Source organism: Cecembia calidifontis, from assembly GCF_004216715.1.
Taxonomy (GTDB): Bacteria; Bacteroidota; Bacteroidia; order Cytophagales; family Cyclobacteriaceae; genus Cecembia_A; species Cecembia_A calidifontis.
Map to the genome: position 1 here is coordinate 442,089 of NZ_SGXG01000001.1, position 17,950 is coordinate 460,038.

The following is a 17,950-nucleotide window of genomic DNA, read 5'->3' on the forward strand; positions in this document are numbered from 1 at the left end:
TCTAATGAATGGCACCACCGCCTCCCCCTCCGCAACTTGTTTGATCACTTACAGAACAAGTTGAATTATTAAGTGGCCTGCATCTTTGTTGTGTGCTTCCATCAGTGCATCGCTCAGTTTTCATTTGATATCCATTTGCTGCAAACGATAATTGAGTTTTGGGCATTGGAAGGTATAAAACGCCCGTAAGGACTAAAATAGCAAAATACTTTTTCATAAAATTAATTGGTTTTAAAGGGACTATGACACAAACTGTGTAAGTTGGTTTCACTACTTACGAAGTTAAAGTTAAACCTCGAAATTCTCTGTGTGATTTAGAAGAAATCGCACAGGGAATTTGAGGAACCCGCGGTAGGCGCCCCCCGGTCTGTGTGTGGACAATTTCTTACCTTTATAACACACAGATTACAAAAATGAAAAAAGAAGATCTCCTAAATGATGACTTCCTCAAGCAGTTCAGGACTGCCGGGGAGCTTAATTCCTTCCTTCAACAGCTTCAGAAAAGAGCCGTTGAGAAAATGCTTGAAGGCGAGCTGGATGCCCATCTTGGCTATGAAAAGCATCAGAATTCCGATAATCCCAATTCAAGGAACGGCTATTCCACCAAAACAATAAAAAACACATTTGGGGAAGCTGAAATCAGAGTCCCAAGAGACAGGGACGGCAGCTTTGAGCCTGCCCTTGTGCCCAAACGCAGAAGCATGGCGGAGGGCGTTGAAAACGTGATCATTTCCATGTATGCCAAGGGAATGTCAAACCAGGACATCGAAGAACAGATCCGGGAGCTTTATGACATCAATGTTTCCTCCTCCACCATCTCAAGGGTTACCGGTGCCGTAGCGGAGGATATTGTTGCATGGAGAAACAGGCCGCTTGACCCTGTATACCTGATCGTTTGGATGGATGGTATATCCTTCAAAGTCAGGGAGAACTCCAAAGTGGTCAACAAGACCGTTTATATTGCCGTTGGCCTCAGAACTAACGGCCTTAAAGAGATCCTAGGCCTTTGGCTTGGCAAGAATGAATCTTCGGCTTTCTGGATGGGGGTACTCACCGACCTGAAAGCCAGAGGGGTTGAAGATATTCTCATAACGGCAACTGACAACCTGAACGGGTTTACTGATACGATAAAAGCTTCATTCCCCCAATCAGTCACTCAGATATGTGTCGTCCACCAGATCAGAAACGCATGTAGATATGTCGCATGGAAAGACCGCAGGGCGTTTACAAGGGATATGAAGGAAATTTATACCGCCCCTACAAAAGATGCTGCTTGGGCTGCCCTGAACGATTTTGCCAAAAAATGGGAATCCAAATACGCTTATGCCATCAAAAGCTGGAGGGACAACTGGGATGAACTCACCGTTTTCTTCGATTACCCGGCTGAAATCCGTAAAATCATCTATACCACCAACCTGATTGAAAATCTCAATGGAAAGATCAGAAAATACACCAAAAACAAGCTCTCTTTCCCGACAGATGATGCCGTAATGAAGTCTGTTTTCCTGGCTGCAAGAGAAGCATCGAAAAAATGGACTATGCCTATCAGAGACTGGGGAGCTATTCTTAACAGTTTCCTGCTTATATTTGGTGATAGGGTCAGGCTTCTTGATACCTGACAATAAAACCATAATTTGAAGTTTACACACTTATCGGGATAGTGTCGTTTTAAAATTTACATTCAACAAACACCTTAAATCCGCAGGGCGGATTTAAAAAAAGCCGAAAAAGTGGCTGAATTTATTCAATTCAGGCTTTTCCGGCTCGTTTTTTTTTCACTTATTTAGGTGTTACCACACATCCTTGATAAGCGGTATGAAAATTACGAATTCGACAGAAAAAATCACACCTTTCGGAGGTTTTAATTTTGTTTTTAACTCTTTCAAAAATTCTGGTCTCCCAGAACTCATTGATAATCAATTGGGGGTTAGAGCCTTAAGGGGAGGGTTTTCATACAGTGACATTTTCGCCAATCATATGGCTATTTTCTTTAATGGTGGCGACTGTACTGAAGATATCAATGTTCACTTGAGAGACGCACTTGAACAGGTCCCTTCATTTTCAGTATGCAGTGCCGATACAATTCTGAGAGGTATCAAAGAGCTTGCTGTTGATACAGAACTCTTTATAAATCCGTCCAGTGGAGTAAGCCATGAATTTAATATCAATGGAAAACTCAACAGCTTGTTGTTAAAATCAGCTTGTAAGACCGGATTACTCAAGTCAGGTGTTGCTTACGACCTCGATTATGACAACACCGTCATTCCAACTGAAAAGTACGATTCAAAAAAGACATATAAACACGTCTATGGATATCAGCCAGGTGTAGCTTCCATAGCACATCCTGAATTTTCACAGGCCATTCCTGTGTACGTAGAGGGCAGAAATGGCAACAGTCAGGCCAAATATTTGCAGGCTGATACACTTACACGCATGTTTGGGCAGCTTACCAATGAAAATATCCGTATCGGAAGGTTCAGAGCCGATTCAGCATCCTATCAGGAAGAAGTTCTCCGCACACTGGAAGCACATACCGAAAGCTTTTATATACGGGCAAACAGATGTGCCAAACTGGATAATATCCTTGGAAGTATAGCCCCTGAGAAGTGGCAGAAAATACGTTTGGGTGTACAGGAAATGGAAGTTACTGACCTATCCGACTACAAACCTTTCGGTAAAGACAGGTCTTACAGGCTGGTCATTACCAGAATCAGGCGTAAAGACGGGCAGGCAGATGTGTTTAGTGGAGATGCATTTACTTACAGGGCTATTCTGACCAATGAACATACATCGTCCAATGAAGCTGTTGTAAGGTTTTATAACGCCCGGGGTGCAAGCGAACGCTTGTTTGATGTACTCAACAATGACTTTGGCTGGTCTAAGTTGCCCTGTTCGTTCCTTGCAGAGAATACCTCCTTTATGCTTATGACGGCTATGTATGCCAATTTTTACACCTATATCATTGGAGAGTATTCCAGAAAAGTTGATTGGCTTAAGCCTACCGACAGGCTCAAGAAGTTTATCTTCAGATTTATCACTGTTTCAGCCAAGTGGATAAGAACGGGAAGAAGAGAAGTGCTCAAACTGTTCACGAGTAAGGATTACAAGCCGATTTTGAACTAAATTCAGATAAAAACCCCTCAGGAGCTCAAAAAATAAAGATTTACAGGGAAGAGGTATGCCTTTTCCATTAAAATTGAGGAAAAAAACCGTCCATTTTATCCTCAAACCTAAAATCCATTGTCTCAAAACTATGAACACTCTTCAATCAAAGGGAAGAAATTCCCGAACTAGACCAAAAATGAACACAAACAAGCAGATTCAAATCTCCAAACTAAAATCCTGCGGATTTTAGGAAACAATTTTTCAAGTAAAACTTTTCCTTACTCAAGCAATATACCCCCCCCATTTTTAAAAAGCAAGTAATCAAATGTTTTTTATTACAATTCCTAAAATCAGAGTTTATCAACATTTTACCAATTTCAAAGAATGATATAAGTTTAATTGCCAATAAAGATTTAGGAGATTTATTAAATCCCCTGTCTCCTATTTACCTAACAACTTCCTTACCCCTTCCAAAATCTCCTTAAATCCCTCTTTGAAATGTTCGGCAGAAGCAGAAAGATTGGGTTCCATTTCCTCCCTTTTTTCATTATAGAGTTTTTCTACTTTCTCCTTACCTTTTTTGAATTCATCTTCCAAAGTTGTCCTCTTTTCCTTAAAGTCTTTGATCTTTTTCTCGATATCTTCCTTGGCTTCTCCACCTACTTCCTTACCTTTTTCAATTAATTCTTCTATTTTAGTACCAATGTCCTGAAGCATAGTTTCCACTTCTTCAAATCCGGTCTTTTTCGCAGCCAAAATGTGAAATGTTTTAGTCAAATACCCAAAATATGATCAACAAGATACTCAATAAGCTCCAAACTACCAGCAAACTCAAATACAATTTGTTTGAACAGAGCGAAGCCCTTTTCAGGCAAATGGAGGAAATCTGCCATACCATCGCCCAAGAAATCCATACCGCCAACGAGGATGACAAACCTGTTCCCCTTAAGGTAGAACGCATCAATGACTTTGAATTTATTTTCCGGATTGGAGGGGATGTACTGATATTTATCCTGCAGAGCAATATTGTCCGCCTTCCGGATGATACGTACCTCAGCAGGTCCAAATACCTCAAAGAAGATGAAACCTTAAGATATTTTGGGCAGATCCTGATTTATAATTTCATCGCCGACACCTTGACCTACGGAAGGCTTGATGATCCAGGCTACCTGATAGGAAGGATCCTGCTGAACAGGGAAAACAAGTTCTTCCTGGAAGGAGACCGGAAAATTGTCTTTAGCTTTCCCGAACTCAGGGACAACCCCGCAACTCCTGAAAAAATGCGCAGCCTGATCGAGCAGCTCGTAGAGTCTGCATTGGACAATGATCTCCTTGCCCCAGCCTTCCATGACATCATGGTCATCACTTACCACCAAAAACTGGAACACACCTCCAGTATGGGTAATCCAAAAAAAATAGGGTTTGACTTTTTTGCCAAACCCCGGGAATGATCATTCTTCAATGGTCTCTGGTGACTGGGTTTGCTTTTCATATAATTCCGCATAAACCCCTTTCTTTTCCATCAGTGTTTCATGCGTGCCATTCTCAACAATTTCCCCATCATCCAAGACGATAATTTTATCTGCCAGCTTGGCTGATGATACCCGGTGTGAAATGATAATGGAAGTCCTCTTGGCCATGATGTCCTTAAGCGCAGTTAAAATGGCGTTTTCAGTTTTGGTATCCACAGCGGACAGACAATCGTCCAGCAGAAGAATACTTGGCTCCTTGGCTATGGCACGGGCAATGGAAACCCTTTGCTTCTGACCACCTGAAAGGGTAATTCCCCTTTCACCCAGTTTGGTTTCAAAACCATTGGGAAAATCAATGATATTCTGGTACACATCCGCATCCTTTGCGGCCTTCTCAATTACAGTTTTTCGAACGCTATCAAGTCCAAAGGCAATATTATTGGCAATGGAATCACTGAACAGAAACACATCCTGAGGCACATAACCGATCTGCTTGCGGAGCGATGCAATATCATAGGCTTTGATACTCCTGCCGTCTATCAGGATTTCCCCTTCTGAAGCATCATACATACGCATCAGCAAGTTAGCAATTGTTGATTTACCCGAACCTGTAGTACCAATAATGGCGAGGGACTGCCCGGCGTTGATTTTAAAACTGACATTTTTCAGGGCCTGAATACCGGAGTCAGGATAGACAAAACTTACTTTTCTAAACTCTACATTGCCCTGAATGGGAACCTCCAAAGACTCGGTGCTTACAATGTCATTTTTTTCATCCAGAAACTCATTGATCCTGACCTGAGAGGCCGCCGCCCGTTGTACAATACTGGTCACCCAACCCAGGGAGGTCACCGGCCAGGTAAGCATGTTCACGTATAGGATAAATTCTGCGATGACCCCATATCCAATGGTCCCGTTCATCACCTGCATCCCTCCTATATATACAGTCAAGATGGTACTGATCCCGATCAACGCCATAATCAAAGGGAAGAAAAGGGATTGGACCAAGGTCAGGCTAATGGATTTTTCTTTATAATCTTCACTCGTTTTGGCAAATTCATTGGCAGAGTCATTTTCCCTGACAAAGGCTTTGAGCACTCTGATCCCTGAAAACGCTTCCTGTACAAAAGTACTCAGCCCGGAAAGGCTGCGCTGGATTTTCTCTGAGCGCTCATTGATCATGTTGTTGACAAAATAAATGCTCAATGAAAGGATGGGCAAAGGAAGGAGGGAGTAAATGGTAAGTTCCACATTGACTGAAAGCATATAGCCGATTACCATGGGAAACAAAATCAGGAGATTGAGTCCGTACATAATGGCAGGCCCGAGGTACATCCTTACCCTGCTGACATCTTCTGTGATCCTTGCCATTAGGTCACCTGTGCTGTTTCTTCTGTAAAAGCTCAAAGGGAGGTTTTGATATTGCTCAAAAATCTCGTTTTTCATGTCGTATTCTATGAGCCTTGACATGATGATAATGGTCTGGCGGATAAGGAATAAGAAAAACCCCCTCAATAATGCCATGACCAAAATCAAGACACCAAAAACCAGAATATATTGTAAGAATTGGGAACGGGCTACGCCTGCCAATCCAAGGCCCGAAAATGCCTGGTAAAAGGAAAAACTTTCAACCACATAATCTATGGCAATCCGCACCAATTGGGCAGGAATTATTACAAAAATGTTGGAAATGATAGTAAATAAAATCCCCAACAAAAGATAACCCTTGTATTTGAATAGATATTTATTGAGCCGCCAGAGTGGTTTCACGAAATAAAAACTTTAAAATCACTTGATTAGTTTTATAATACTCTATTAATTGCATTGGTAAACCCAAATCAAAATATATAATTTTGTGCCGGGCTTCTACAAAAGAGTAATCCCAAATATAACACATTAAAAATTTCCAAGTTCAAATGGTAGAGATTAATACTGAGGAAAAAGTGAAGGAAGGTTCCATGTATGGACAAATTACTTCAATGGGCCACGAGCAATTGGTTATTTGCTACGATGAGCCAACCGGACTAAAAGCCATCATTGGTATACATAACACAGTACTGGGTCCTGCACTGGGAGGAACCCGTATGTGGAACTATGCCTCAGAAGCTGAAGCCATCACAGATGTTTTAAGGCTTTCCAGAGGTATGACCTTCAAAGCTGCCATTTCAGGATTGAACTTGGGTGGTGGAAAGGCTGTCATCATTGGCGATCCAAAGATGAAAAATGAAGCTTTTATGAGAAGGTTTGGAAGGTTTGTAGAAAGCTTAAATGGACGATACATCACAGCAGAAGATGTCAATACCAAAACAAGCGACATGGAATACATCGCCATGGAGACCAAGCATGTGACCGGCCTCCCTGAATACAAAGGCGGTGGGGGTGACCCTTCCCCTGTAACGGCTTATGGAACTTATTTGGGCATGAAGGCTGCGGCCAAAAAAGCCTATGGTACAGATTCCCTTGCCGGTAAAAAAATAGCAGTCCAAGGAATCGGTCAAGTAGGAAAATACCTGGTGAACCACTTGGTGAAAGAAGGCGCAGATGTATTCATAACTGACATTTTTGAAGACAGGTTGAAAGTTGTGGCCAATGAAACCGGAGCCACCGTAGTAGACCCAAATGCTATTTATGACATTGATATGGATATCTACGCTCCATGCGCTTTGGGTGCCACTATCAATGACCAAACCATTGACAGACTGAAGTGCCAGGTAATCGCCGGTGGCGCCAACAATCAGTTGCTGGATGAAGAGAAGCACGGCAGGATATTATTGGACAAAGGCATCATTTACGCCCCTGACTTCCTGATCAATGCAGGTGGCCTGATCAATGTGTATACCGAATTCTTGGGCGGGTACAAGAGAGAAGTGGCTTACGGACATGCAGAAAAAATCTATGATACCTGCTTGGCCATCTTGAACAAGTCAGAAAAAGAAAACAAGCCTTCACAACAGGCCGCAATTGAAATGGCCTGGAACAGAATAGAATCCATTGGAAAAGTAAAATTGTCTTACTGATCCCGATTTACTATTTAAAAACCACCTGTCAGGGAACTTTTACATAAAGACAGGTGGTTTTTTGTACATCATCCCCGGGAAGAGGGAAACAAACTCAAAACCTTACCCCATTTTAATTATATTTACGTTCTTTAATTTCAGGTATGTTAAACAGACGAATACTCAGGGTCAAAGCATTTCAGAACCTTTACGCCTACGAGCAGTGTAAAGCCTCCAATTTTAACCTTGCAAAAGACCAGATCCGGGAAGCTTTCCAGCCCGACCTCAATAGCATGGAGGTGCAGGACAAGGGACAGTTAAAAAGAGATGCGGCGAAAGCCATTGAGATTTTTACCAACAACCTGAACAAAGACATCCTGGAAACAGACAATGTGGGCAACCAAAAGATCGTACAAGAGGTAAAACATGCCCTCAACTATTACCACAATGCCAACAGGAAGGATTTTGAATTCCTTTCCAAAAATATGATCACCTCTGCAGAAAGGCTGCCACAATTGTACCTGTTTGCCATCAAAATATTATTGGCATTCAGTGAACATGTTGCAGCGGAGGGAGACAGGAAAAGGAAATTCACCCAGGAAAAAATCAAAATGACACAGGGGGAACTTAACCTGGCCCATAATAAAATCCTGGATAAGATCAGAAATTCTGCCGAATTCAAGTCTGCCTGTATCCGGCATATGGTTGACCTGGAAGATTTGGAACTGGAAATCAAAGAGTGGTTCAGGGATTATGTCAAACCACTGGAAAGTTATCAGGAATACATCAAAATTGACAACCCTAGCCTGGAAGAGGATTTTGAAATTGCGGACGATATCTTAAAAAAAGTCATCTTCAAAGTTGATGCAATTTTGAATTTCTTTTCCGAAAAAGACCTCAACTGGACTGAAAACAAATCCATAGTAAGGAGTCTGGCATCAAAAGTGCTCAAAAATGTTAAGGATAATTTTGAAATAGAGGGAGAGGTATTGCCTGAGATTGCGCTAAACTGGGAGGAGGATAAGGAATTTTTCCAAAATATATTTAACTTGACCGTTCAAAATGACGACGATAACAAGGATCTGATAGCTAAAAGAACCCAAAATTGGGACATTGAGCGGATTGCGCAGACGGATAAGATTATCCTTTCCATGGCCATCACGGAGATGAAAAATTTCCCCAGTATCCCTGTTAAAGTTAGCATTAATGAATACATTGACATTTCCAAAAATTACTCCACGCCAAAGAGTAAGCAGTTTGTCAATGGCTTGTTGGATGTTTTGTCCAAAGAGTTAACCGAAAGCGGCCAAATCCGTAAGAGTGGAAGAGGATTATTAGATAACAAATAAAAATACTGATCATGAGCAAGAGTACTAATGGATGGATTGCATTTGTAGCCGGTGCTGGCATAGGTGCAGCCTTAGGCATATTGTTTGCTCCCGACACGGGAAAAAACACCAGAGACAAGCTTTCCTACCAACTTTCTAAATACAAGGAAGAATTGGAGAAGCTGATCAATGACTTGGTAGAAGGCAAAAATATGCCCTTCAATGAGGCCAAATCAGAAGGAAATAAAGTGATTTCTGATGCCAAAAATAAGGCAGAAAACCTTTTAAGCGATGTCAATAAACTGATAGACCAAATAAATAGAGAAGCTAACTAACCCTTAAAATTCATATGAAATACTTCAGATTAACAGCCTTGGCGCTCGGTGTTGCGTTGATGGCGGCCAGCTGTGATTCTAAAAAAGACGACCAGTCTGACAAAATTGCAGAATTAGAACAGAAATTGGCAAGATTGGAAGCGGCAAGCCAACCAGCTGTGCCTTCGAATGTAACTTCTGTAACCCCTGCAGACCCTTCCACTTTGGGCAAATTCAGTTTCAAGGAAATGGAATATGATTTTGGAACCATCGATGAAGGCAAAGTAATCGAACACATTTTCAAATTTACCAACGATGGCGAGGCCCCTTTGGTGATCTCCAACATCACTGCTTCCTGTGGCTGTACCAGCCCTGACTGGACCAAAACTCCAGTAAAACCAGGCGAAGAGGGATTTGTAAAAGTGGTATTCAATTCCACTGCCAAACCGGGTACTCAAGCCCCTACGGTAACCATTCAGGCCAATACCAACCCGAATGTGACCAGGTTGAGAATGAAAGGAAATGTTACTCCTAGAGGTGCCGGTGCTACCACCCAACTAGGTCCAATTAAGAATTGATCTATGAACAATTGGATATTATTGCAAGCTGATGGCGGAGCTGGAATCATGGGGCAGGTGTTCCTTTTTGGCTCTATCATTTTGATCATGTATTTCTTCATGATCAGACCTCAACAGAAAAAACAAAAAGAAACAAAACTGTTCCTAGAAGCCATCAAAAAAGGGGATTCTGTGGTCACCATTGGCGGAATTCACGGCAAAGTGAGTGCCGTAGAAGGGGACACCATCATTTTGGAACTGGACAGAGGACTTAAAATCACAGTGGAAAAATCGGCGATTTCAGCCGATTATACCAAAAAAGCTACCGGGACGAAATAATTCAACCTTGACTACAATAAAAAAACCATTTGCCAATCTGAATCCTCAAAAGATGGCAAACCTGAAAGTGGCGGCACTTTGCTTTTTGGCAGCCGCCACTTTTTGGGTTTTAAATGCCCTCAATAAGGATAATTACACTACAGTTGTGGACTATCCCATCGAAATAATTTTCGATCCGGAAGAGTACATGGCTGTAGAAAAATTGCCCAGCAGGATCAAAATCGAAATCACTGGCAATGGATGGGACCTATTGAGAAAGTATTTCAAAATCAACGAAACACCTTTTTTGATAGAAATCAGCAATCCCTCTACCAAAAACTATATCCTGACATCAGAGATCAGAAGAAGCCTGGCAGAATCATTGGCCCCGACTGGACTGGTCTCTATGGTCACGGACACCATCAAGTTTCAGGTGGATAAAATAGTCACTAGAAAAATCAAGATCCTTCCCGACACTACCGCCAACACTTTGGCAAAGAACTACCGTTTGGTAGGGAATATTGAAGTTGACCCAGATATGGTCAATATTAAAGGGCCTACTTCTGTCCTTCAGCAACTGGAAGGAACCCTTAAAGTCCCCTTGGGAGAGGAAAAAATAAATAAAAATTTCAACAAAATCCTTCCTTTGGAAGCCCCCAACTCCCTAAGAGACTACCTTACACTGGATGAGGAAAGCGTTCACATCCGATTTGATGTCACACAGATGTTGGAAGGGAACAAGCGCCTGAAAATCCGAACCGTCAACTTCCCGAAAAACGTAAGGATTGATGGAGAGGTGACCACCATCATGATGTCTTACCTCATTGATGAACGTCAGGTAAGTGAACTGGGAAATTACGAATTTGAGGCTATCTTGAATTACAATAACAGAAACAGACAAGACAGCACAATAGCCGTTCAGGTATCTCCCAAACCTGCATTTTTAGAGAAAATCAAATTTGAGCCGGAAATTTTAAAACTCAAATATGACTAAGCAAAGACCTTATCTGGTGGGTATAACAGGTGGAATTGGTTCCGGAAAAAGCACGGTAGCCAAAATTTTTGCAATCTTAGGTATTCCTATTTATTATGCCGATGACAGGGCTAAATGGCTGATGTCCCATGATTCCGAATTAAAAAAGGCCATCATTGAAAAGTTTGGGAGGGAAAGTTATTCCGAATCAGGGGAACTCAACCGGAGTTACCTTGCTGCCCATGTTTTTGCAGACGATGACAAGGTCAAAACCATCAATAGCTTGGTCCATCCTGCCGTAAAAAGAGATTTTGAATCCTGGGCAGCTGCCCAAAACAGCCCCTATGTCCTAAAGGAGGCTGCTTTACTTTTTGAGACAGGGTCATATCAGGAGCTGGACAAAGTCATCAACGTCAGTGCTCCTCTGAAGATAAGGATAAACAGAATCTTGTTGCGGGATCCTCATCGGGATGAAAAACAGATCAATGATATCATCAATAAACAATTGCCGGATGAGGAAAAAAACAGCAAGGCTGATTATGTGATCAAAAATGCTGACAATAAGTTGCTGATTCCTCAGGTATTGGCCATTCACCAGGAATTGCTCAGCTTAGCGCAAAATTAAAGGGGCAATTGTATCTGATCCAGGTAGAATTTCATCCTGGAATGTCCAGTATTCAGGAAATCAATGTTGTCTATCTTATCCAATTTATGGTTGTAAAAAACCTCAATGTATTCCTGTCCCAACAAATAAAGGTTTACCTTATGGGTATAGTAGCGGATACCCACAATGAAGGTGCCTTCTGTATAAAGCAAATGTATCTTTTTGTGTAAAGGTAAATTCCTAAAGTCTTCCCTACTCATTTTTCAAATTCGCCAGTTCCATTTCAGAAGCAATATAACCAAACGCCGACCAATATCCAGTAGACAATACATTTTCAAAGATGGTTTTGGCACGGGCAGTATCACCTTGAGCAAGATAAAAATTACCCAAACCATATCCTTGTGTCACATATTGCAATTTTTGGTCATCCGCATTGGCATCTGTAGAAAGCAATGTTTCGGGATTAAGTTCCCCTTTGTACATCAGGATCCTTTTATGATAGGCATCATTTTCGATGATATTCATGGACCGCTTTACGTTTTTAATCAGGTTTTTAGCTTCCTCTTTCCTTCCTAACTTTACCAGTGCCATATAATACCAGTCCAAAGTAGCCACAATGGAGTCATCGTTTTCCGATACCTCCAGGCATTTTTCGTAGGCTCGGATGGCTTCTTCCCATTCCCTTTTGAGGTAATGAGCCAGTCCCAGGTGATACCAAACATTAAACTGTACTGTGGAAAGCGGAATATTCAATTTATTGGGAATACCGTCCTGCTCGACTTGCAAAGGCCGGCCTTCCATAAGCTCCGCAGCTTTCTCCAAATCTGCTATGGCTGGATCAAACTTCCTGATGCTGATGAAGCGGTGCCCCCTATGCCTTAAGGGCTCAAAGGCATCAGGAAATTCTTTAACTGCTTTGGAAAAAGTCCTGATGGCCAGGTCATATCTTCCCAGATAGGCCTCCCTTCTTCCAATCCAGATCAGGTTATCCAAAGAAGGATCTTCTGCATATCTTTCCTCCGCTTCTTCTAGCTTCAAAAGCTGCTCATTTTGGGATACGGAATCTACCTCTGTGATCAAAGAATCCCCTAAAAGGCTAATCCCCTGAAAAACACCGCTTGGCTCTAAAATATAGCCGTTTTTATTGCCGACCTTTTTTGAAGCAGGAGAATCACATCCTTTGAAAAAAACTAACAGCATCATAAAAAAAACGTAAAACATTCTCATAATTCAAGGCATTAAGACGTTGGAAGTTTTGGATACTTTGCTTTTCAAAGCTATTATTGAAGTTAAAAATATTTTATGCATTTATGAACACGCGTACCCTGGAAAATTACAGAAGTAGCCTATTTTTATTGTTTTTGATGTTTTCTTTGGGAATATTTTTCAGTTCCTGCGCTTCTGGTAAAAAATCCCGGAACAAAGATGTCGAAAAAGTAATTGCCACGGCCCGGTCCTATAGGGGCACGCCCTACCGGTACGGAGGCACAACGAGATCAGGTATGGACTGTTCAGCATTGATTTACCATTCTTTTGCGAGTGTGGGTATCGAGATGCCAAGGACCTCAGCGTCACAAAGCAAAGTTGGAAAGAGTGTTCCGGGAAGGAATCTTCAAAAGGGGGATCTGGTATTTTTTGCTACCGGAAAGAACAAAAGAAAGGTAACCCATTCCGGAATAGTGACCGAAGTTTCCGGAAGAGGCATCATTTTCATCCATTCTTCCACCAGCCTTGGCGTGACAGAAGACAATTTGTCGAGCGCCTATTGGAGTAAGGCATTTTTATATGGAAGAAGGATATTATAAAAAAAAATCAGGAGGTTTTTCAATTCCCTCCTGATTTTACTATTACACTCCTTTTATTAAGGCAAACTCAAATGATGGCCTTCCTCTCTCTCCATCTCTAGTTAAAGCAACAAACCTGACTTTATAAATATTTCCGCGGGAATCACGAATGATATAATACCGGTCATTACGTATGGTAGGAGATACATTTGGCCCCCCTCCTCCCCTCCAGTTGGATCCAATAATCAATCTATTGTTTTGAATGAATTCCAATCCTGTAAGATTGTTTTCAGTAAAATTTTCATAAGCTATATCGGATTCCATAATCTGAACCGCTCCTACTTTTCCATAAACGTTATGGAAAACCAGATCCTGAAAAGGATATGCCAAGGTTCCATTTACCGCTTGAGGGAAAGGAGTGGTAGAGGTACCCGCACTCCACATAAAATCCCAATCTTCTTTCTTAGGCTCAACCTGAACCACTCCTTCCTCTAAAGAAACATATACAAAATTAAAATCCTTGTTTTTAGAAACTTCCATTGTACTGAAGGTAGTAGATGTAATATCTGCATGCTGCAAAAGATATTTACCGTCCTGAATCAACACCCTGATTTTCTTCCATGGTCTGGGATCTAAGCCAAATGATCCCCTATTGAGTATATATACTTGATTGGATGCAGCAGATGTACTAACGGAACCCATCACCGGAGCGGAAAGGGGATCAGATGGAAGGTCAACAAATAAAATAGATTCCATATTGGTGAAACTCATTTCCAGTCTTCCACTACTCCTCAAAGCTTCTGCCTGAAGCTCCCCTACGGCATTCATATCAAAGATCCCAGTAGGATAGGCCAAGGCTCCTGTTGTTCCATTAATCAAAACCTTAAAATCTGTTCCAGTCGAAAAGGCGAGGTCCCATTTTTTTCTACTGACTGGAAGCTGCTCTCCCTTACTCAAATTAATAAATACCGAATTGGGGAAAGTTGCTCCCCCACCATTGATTTCTATGAATCCCTCTTCTACGGGTGGAACTCCAAGGATGGGATCCTCGGACTCTGCACAGGATAACATGAAGGCGGCCAAAGCGCCTATAATATAATGGTGAATGTTTTTTGAGGTAATCATTTTTTCTTCGTGTTATTTTGATAATTGATAAGTAATTCCGATAAAATAGGAGCGGCCAAAGCCCATAGGCCTTGCAGGACCACCACCATGGGCGCTCCCGGCCGTAGAGGTGCTCATGATATCTGAAATATTGAATAGATTTCTGGCTCCTCCGATAACTGTGACGCCTATCCGTAGTCTTTTACTAAAGGTCAAGTCCATCCAGTGAAATCCTTCCAACATGATTTGACTGGGCACTGCCTGTCCACCATCTCCTGCTGCCAATTCAAACCCTGGAAGGGGTCCAGTCCACTTGTAAAACAGGTTAATGTCTGTTTCTATGAATGGGATTTTATATGTGATGTTACTGTTTATTTCAGGACTGAACATCATGACAGGAAGTGCTTGATCTTCCTGAGAAAGCAAGTTGAAACGCCCTATATAGGATGCTCCAGCGTCAAAGGACCAGCGATTTGCCCTCAAACTCTGATTCAGCATTAGCCCTTGAGTACGGTATTTTTCAATGTTAAATAAGGTAGTAATCCTAGGGTCTGATGGGTCCATCCCATAAGCTATCCTGTCCCTCACCTCATTATGGAAAGCACTGAACACAGTCTTCCAACCTAAAGCATGTTCCTTATCCTGAAATGTCAAGGAAGCATTGAAGCTATCCGAGCGCTCTGGCAAAAGATCCGGATTGCCTGCAATGGAATGACTGGCATCAAAGAAATCAAAATACAACTCCCGGATAGATGGGGCCCTAAAGCCATTGGCATAGGCCAACCGAAGGTCCAATTTGGTACTGATGGCCAGTTTTGTATTGATGGAAGGAATCAATGGAGGAGCCTGATAGGCTGAATTATAGGCTGTCCGTAAACCTGGCCTTACCTGAAGGAATGAACTGATTCGCCATTCACCTGTAAGGAAGGCAGCATAATCCTGAATGCCGCTGTTCTCACTGATTCTATCACCAATTCCCCATTCGGTATTGATGTCAATTCCGGGCATCAAAGTTAGATTTGGCGACAGCAACCAATTGCCTATTGTGCGGAAAGTAAATCCCTGATGGGTAACCAAAGCCTGTGACCCTTCCTGCCGCGATAGGTTCTTTTCATTAGTCCGTATATTGGTGACCCAAGTTTGGGTCTCTCTTTTAAAGTCGGTGTAAGCCATTTGTGTGGACCATTGAAATGTTGGGCTGAAATCTACCTTGGCATTCAACCGGTGCATCCATCTTTGGGTGATGAAATTCCTGTCGATGACCTCTAATCGGTTTTCAGGTCCAAAAGAGGTGATAATTTCATCCAAAAAGTCAACTTGATAATCCAACTCAACTTTGTCTTTCCGGAATCCAACAGAAGCATTGGCCAACCATTGGTCTTTGGGAAGCCATTGGAACATCCTCCCGGTCTGAGGTCCTTTCCATCCTCCAAATTGATTTTGGGTAAGTCCCATTCCTAATGAAAGCGGACCTGCTGCCGTATAGGTGCCTTGGATGGATCTGATTCGGTTACCTGCCCCATGGAAAGGGCTGTACTCATTGCCAGCCGTTTCTTCCTGCAAGCGGGTCGATAGAATATATCCTGCTTTGGAGTCAGGTTTTTTGGTAATGATATTGATCACTCCTGCTAAGGCATCAGCCCCATAAATGACAGCCATGGGACCTTCTACAATTTCTATTTTTTCAATCTGATTGATATCAATCTGATTGAGATTGATTTCATTATTGACCCCCTGTCTACCGAACATCGGCACCCCATCAATCAATATTTTTACATTTTGCCCGGACATGCCCATCATTTCCAGATTACTGCTGCCCAGTGCATTGTCCTGACTGAAACGGATACCCAATTCGGTATTCAGGACTTCCTGTAAATTACCGGCTGCCCGCTGCTGTATTCTTTCTTTATCAATTGACCTTACCATGTAGGTAGATTGTCTGGCGGATTGAGGACCAAAATTCCCGGTAATGACCACTTCTTTCAAATCATTGAGTGCTTCTTTGAGCACGAATACAGAGGTCGAGGACTCTGGTTGATAGGGAAAAGTTTGGCTGTTGTAGCCCACCGCAGAAATCTTCAAGAAACTTACCGTTTCCCAGTTACCAATATCAAATACGCCCTCCACATCGGCCACAACTCCTTTAGCATCCCCAAATTGGACAGTGGCAAAAGGGATAGGCCTGCCCTTTTCATCCACAACTTTCCCCCTCAAGCCTTTTTCCGGCATGGCAAAGGAGCAAAACACCAAAAGCATGCAGAAAAAAAACAGACTAAATTTATTTAGATTAAATCTAATCATATATTGAAATTTTTTTGCCGGGAGACTGGCTCCCGGCGGTATAGATTTTACAAACTGTCTATTAGATTTTTCCAGGCATCCGACTGAGGAATTCCCGGTTTTCTCAAGCCAAAGAACTGGGCGATCATTTCTCCTTTCTGGTCAAAAAGTTCCAAAGAGGACACTATACCATCTTCTGTCTGCTTGTGCACTACAAAAGCCGAATCTATTAAGTCTTCGTTGAGGTGCATATTGAAATCAGGATCCAGCACATTCAGCCAATTCCCCATTTGACGGATTGTACGCACTTTCCCCTGATGGATCTGAATATTACCTTTATTGCCTGCAAAAATCATGATGGGCATCTTTTCGGAAGAAGCTACCTCCAATATTTTCCTTGCAGAAAGTCTGTTTACCTCATAGGCCCATTTATCATTGATCCATTTTACGGCATCCAAGCGATGAATCTTATATTTTCTAAGCATTCTAAAAAATTCATGGGTATCCTTCATATTTTCCCAATCATGGGTGAAGGCTTCCATATCAATCTCCTTAGCATATTCGGGTGTAGCAAAGGCTTCGGTATGAAGTTCCTCAAATTGGTTGGCAGCTTGGTATTGATTTACCATTTCATCAAAAACTTCCACATTACTTTTCTCCTGCAGGTAAATTTTCAAAATGGCTTCACCGGCTTTGTCGAAAAACTGAAAGCTTCGCATCGTACCTCTTGGAGTCTCATTGATCACTGCAAAGCCATACTTCCAAGCATTAAAAAACACCCTCAGTTCAATAGGACCAATTACCGTTGCCACTTGGTAAGGCTCCTGTCCCTGAATATCAATTTTCTGGAAATTTCCTTTATGTTCTAAAACACAACCATCATTTCTTGTCAAAGCCATCACCTTGCCTAGCTTCTTACAGCCCAAAATAAACTCCGCCCAGTTTCCTTCCAGCCGTGTAGTGGATTCTCCAATGGTAGTGGCCAATAATTCCATTTCGGATACGCCCAATTTTGCCGCAGCATCTCTAATCCTTAATTGTGGCTGCTCATCTTTCAAGGCATTCCATGCCTGCTTCAAAGTTTCTAATGTAAATTTTTGTAATGCGGTTTCCAT

18 protein-coding genes are annotated in these 17,950 nt (G+C 42.0%); 11 read left to right on the plus strand and 7 right to left on the minus strand.

Features of this window, described 5'->3' with window-relative positions; all coding sequences use genetic code 11:
* Positions 1-413 precede the first annotated feature (413 nt).
* Positions 414-1,619: an IS256 family transposase gene (locus tag BC751_RS01955; RefSeq protein WP_130274032.1), complete on the plus strand. Its 1,206-nt coding sequence runs from the start codon at positions 414-416 to the stop codon at positions 1,617-1,619.
* 196 nt (positions 1,620-1,815) lie between these two features.
* Positions 1,816-3,123 carry an IS1380 family transposase gene (locus BC751_RS01960; protein ID WP_130273823.1) on the plus strand — a complete coding sequence of 436 codons (1,308 nt, stop codon included), beginning with the start codon at positions 1,816-1,818 and terminating at the stop codon, positions 3,121-3,123.
* A 423-nt stretch (positions 3,124-3,546) separates the two neighbouring features.
* On the opposite strand, the gene BC751_RS01965 is transcribed toward BC751_RS01960, so the two are convergent.
* On the minus strand, positions 3,547-3,861 hold the full coding sequence (locus BC751_RS01965; RefSeq protein ID WP_130274077.1) for a hypothetical protein: 315 nt from the start codon (positions 3,859-3,861) through the stop codon (positions 3,547-3,549).
* Positions 3,862-3,893: 32 nt separating this feature from the next.
* Here BC751_RS01965 and BC751_RS01970 point away from each other — a divergent pair, with 32 nt between their 5' ends.
* Complete coding sequence (locus tag BC751_RS01970) at positions 3,894-4,556, plus strand: hypothetical protein (protein ID WP_130274078.1); 663 nt, start codon at positions 3,894-3,896, stop codon at positions 4,554-4,556.
* Here the strand turns inward: BC751_RS01970 and BC751_RS01975 are convergent, their stop codons facing one another.
* The gene (locus BC751_RS01975) at positions 4,557-6,347 is read right to left on the minus strand and encodes an ABC transporter ATP-binding protein (RefSeq protein WP_130274079.1); all 1,791 of its coding nucleotides are present in this window, start codon (positions 6,345-6,347) and stop codon (positions 4,557-4,559) included.
* 146 nt (positions 6,348-6,493) lie between these two features.
* On the opposite strand from BC751_RS01975, the gene BC751_RS01980 reads away from it, so the two are divergent.
* From BC751_RS01980 to coaE, 7 genes are all read left to right on the plus strand, one after another.
* The gene (locus BC751_RS01980) at positions 6,494-7,594 is read left to right on the plus strand and encodes a Glu/Leu/Phe/Val family dehydrogenase (protein WP_130274080.1); all 1,101 of its coding nucleotides are present in this window, start codon (positions 6,494-6,496) and stop codon (positions 7,592-7,594) included.
* Between the two features lie 143 nt (positions 7,595-7,737).
* Positions 7,738-8,922 (plus strand): transcription antitermination factor NusB, encoded by a 1,185-nt coding sequence (gene nusB, locus BC751_RS01985; protein WP_130274081.1) that lies wholly within the window; start codon positions 7,738-7,740, stop codon positions 8,920-8,922.
* Positions 8,923-8,933: 11 nt separating this feature from the next.
* Positions 8,934-9,236 (plus strand): YtxH domain-containing protein, encoded by a 303-nt coding sequence (locus BC751_RS01990; RefSeq protein ID WP_130274082.1) that lies wholly within the window; start codon positions 8,934-8,936, stop codon positions 9,234-9,236.
* Between the two features lie 14 nt (positions 9,237-9,250).
* Positions 9,251-9,793, plus strand: coding sequence for a DUF1573 domain-containing protein (locus tag BC751_RS01995; protein ID WP_130274083.1), 543 nt, complete (start codon positions 9,251-9,253; stop codon positions 9,791-9,793).
* Positions 9,794-9,796: 3 nt separating this feature from the next.
* Positions 9,797-10,111: a preprotein translocase subunit YajC gene (gene yajC, locus BC751_RS02000; protein WP_130274084.1), complete on the plus strand. Its 315-nt coding sequence runs from the start codon at positions 9,797-9,799 to the stop codon at positions 10,109-10,111.
* A 52-nt stretch (positions 10,112-10,163) separates the two neighbouring features.
* Positions 10,164-11,084 (plus strand): YbbR-like domain-containing protein, encoded by a 921-nt coding sequence (locus BC751_RS02005; RefSeq protein WP_242617333.1) that lies wholly within the window; start codon positions 10,164-10,166, stop codon positions 11,082-11,084.
* Positions 11,077-11,688, plus strand: a complete 612-nt coding sequence (coaE, locus tag BC751_RS02010) for a dephospho-CoA kinase (RefSeq protein WP_130274086.1) — start codon at positions 11,077-11,079, stop codon at positions 11,686-11,688. Before BC751_RS02005 ends, coaE begins: the two co-directional genes overlap by 8 nt.
* Here coaE and BC751_RS02015 read toward each other — a convergent pair.
* Both BC751_RS02015 and BC751_RS02020 read right to left on the minus strand, forming a co-directional pair.
* Positions 11,685-11,927: a hypothetical protein gene (locus BC751_RS02015; protein WP_130274087.1), complete on the minus strand. Its 243-nt coding sequence runs from the start codon at positions 11,925-11,927 to the stop codon at positions 11,685-11,687. The genes coaE and BC751_RS02015 overlap by 4 nt on opposite strands.
* Positions 11,920-12,870, minus strand: a complete 951-nt coding sequence (locus tag BC751_RS02020) for a tetratricopeptide repeat protein (protein ID WP_242617334.1) — start codon at positions 12,868-12,870, stop codon at positions 11,920-11,922. The genes BC751_RS02015 and BC751_RS02020 overlap by 8 nt, the downstream gene beginning before the upstream one ends.
* 107 nt (positions 12,871-12,977) lie before the next feature.
* Here BC751_RS02020 and BC751_RS02025 point away from each other — a divergent pair, with 107 nt between their 5' ends.
* Positions 12,978-13,472, plus strand: a complete 495-nt coding sequence (locus BC751_RS02025; protein ID WP_130274089.1) for a C40 family peptidase — start codon at positions 12,978-12,980, stop codon at positions 13,470-13,472.
* A 42-nt stretch (positions 13,473-13,514) separates the two neighbouring features.
* On the opposite strand, the gene BC751_RS02030 is transcribed toward BC751_RS02025, so the two are convergent.
* The 3 genes from BC751_RS02030 to BC751_RS02040 are packed head-to-tail and all read right to left on the minus strand — an operon-like array spanning position 13,515 to position 17,950.
* Positions 13,515-14,576, minus strand: a complete 1,062-nt coding sequence (locus BC751_RS02030; RefSeq protein ID WP_130274090.1) for an HmuY family protein — start codon at positions 14,574-14,576, stop codon at positions 13,515-13,517.
* Between the two features lie 12 nt (positions 14,577-14,588).
* Complete coding sequence (locus tag BC751_RS02035; RefSeq protein ID WP_130274091.1) at positions 14,589-16,856, minus strand: TonB-dependent receptor; 2,268 nt, start codon at positions 16,854-16,856, stop codon at positions 14,589-14,591.
* 47 nt (positions 16,857-16,903) lie between these two features.
* Positions 16,904-17,950: a hemin-degrading factor gene (locus tag BC751_RS02040; RefSeq protein ID WP_130274092.1), complete on the minus strand. Its 1,047-nt coding sequence runs from the start codon at positions 17,948-17,950 to the stop codon at positions 16,904-16,906.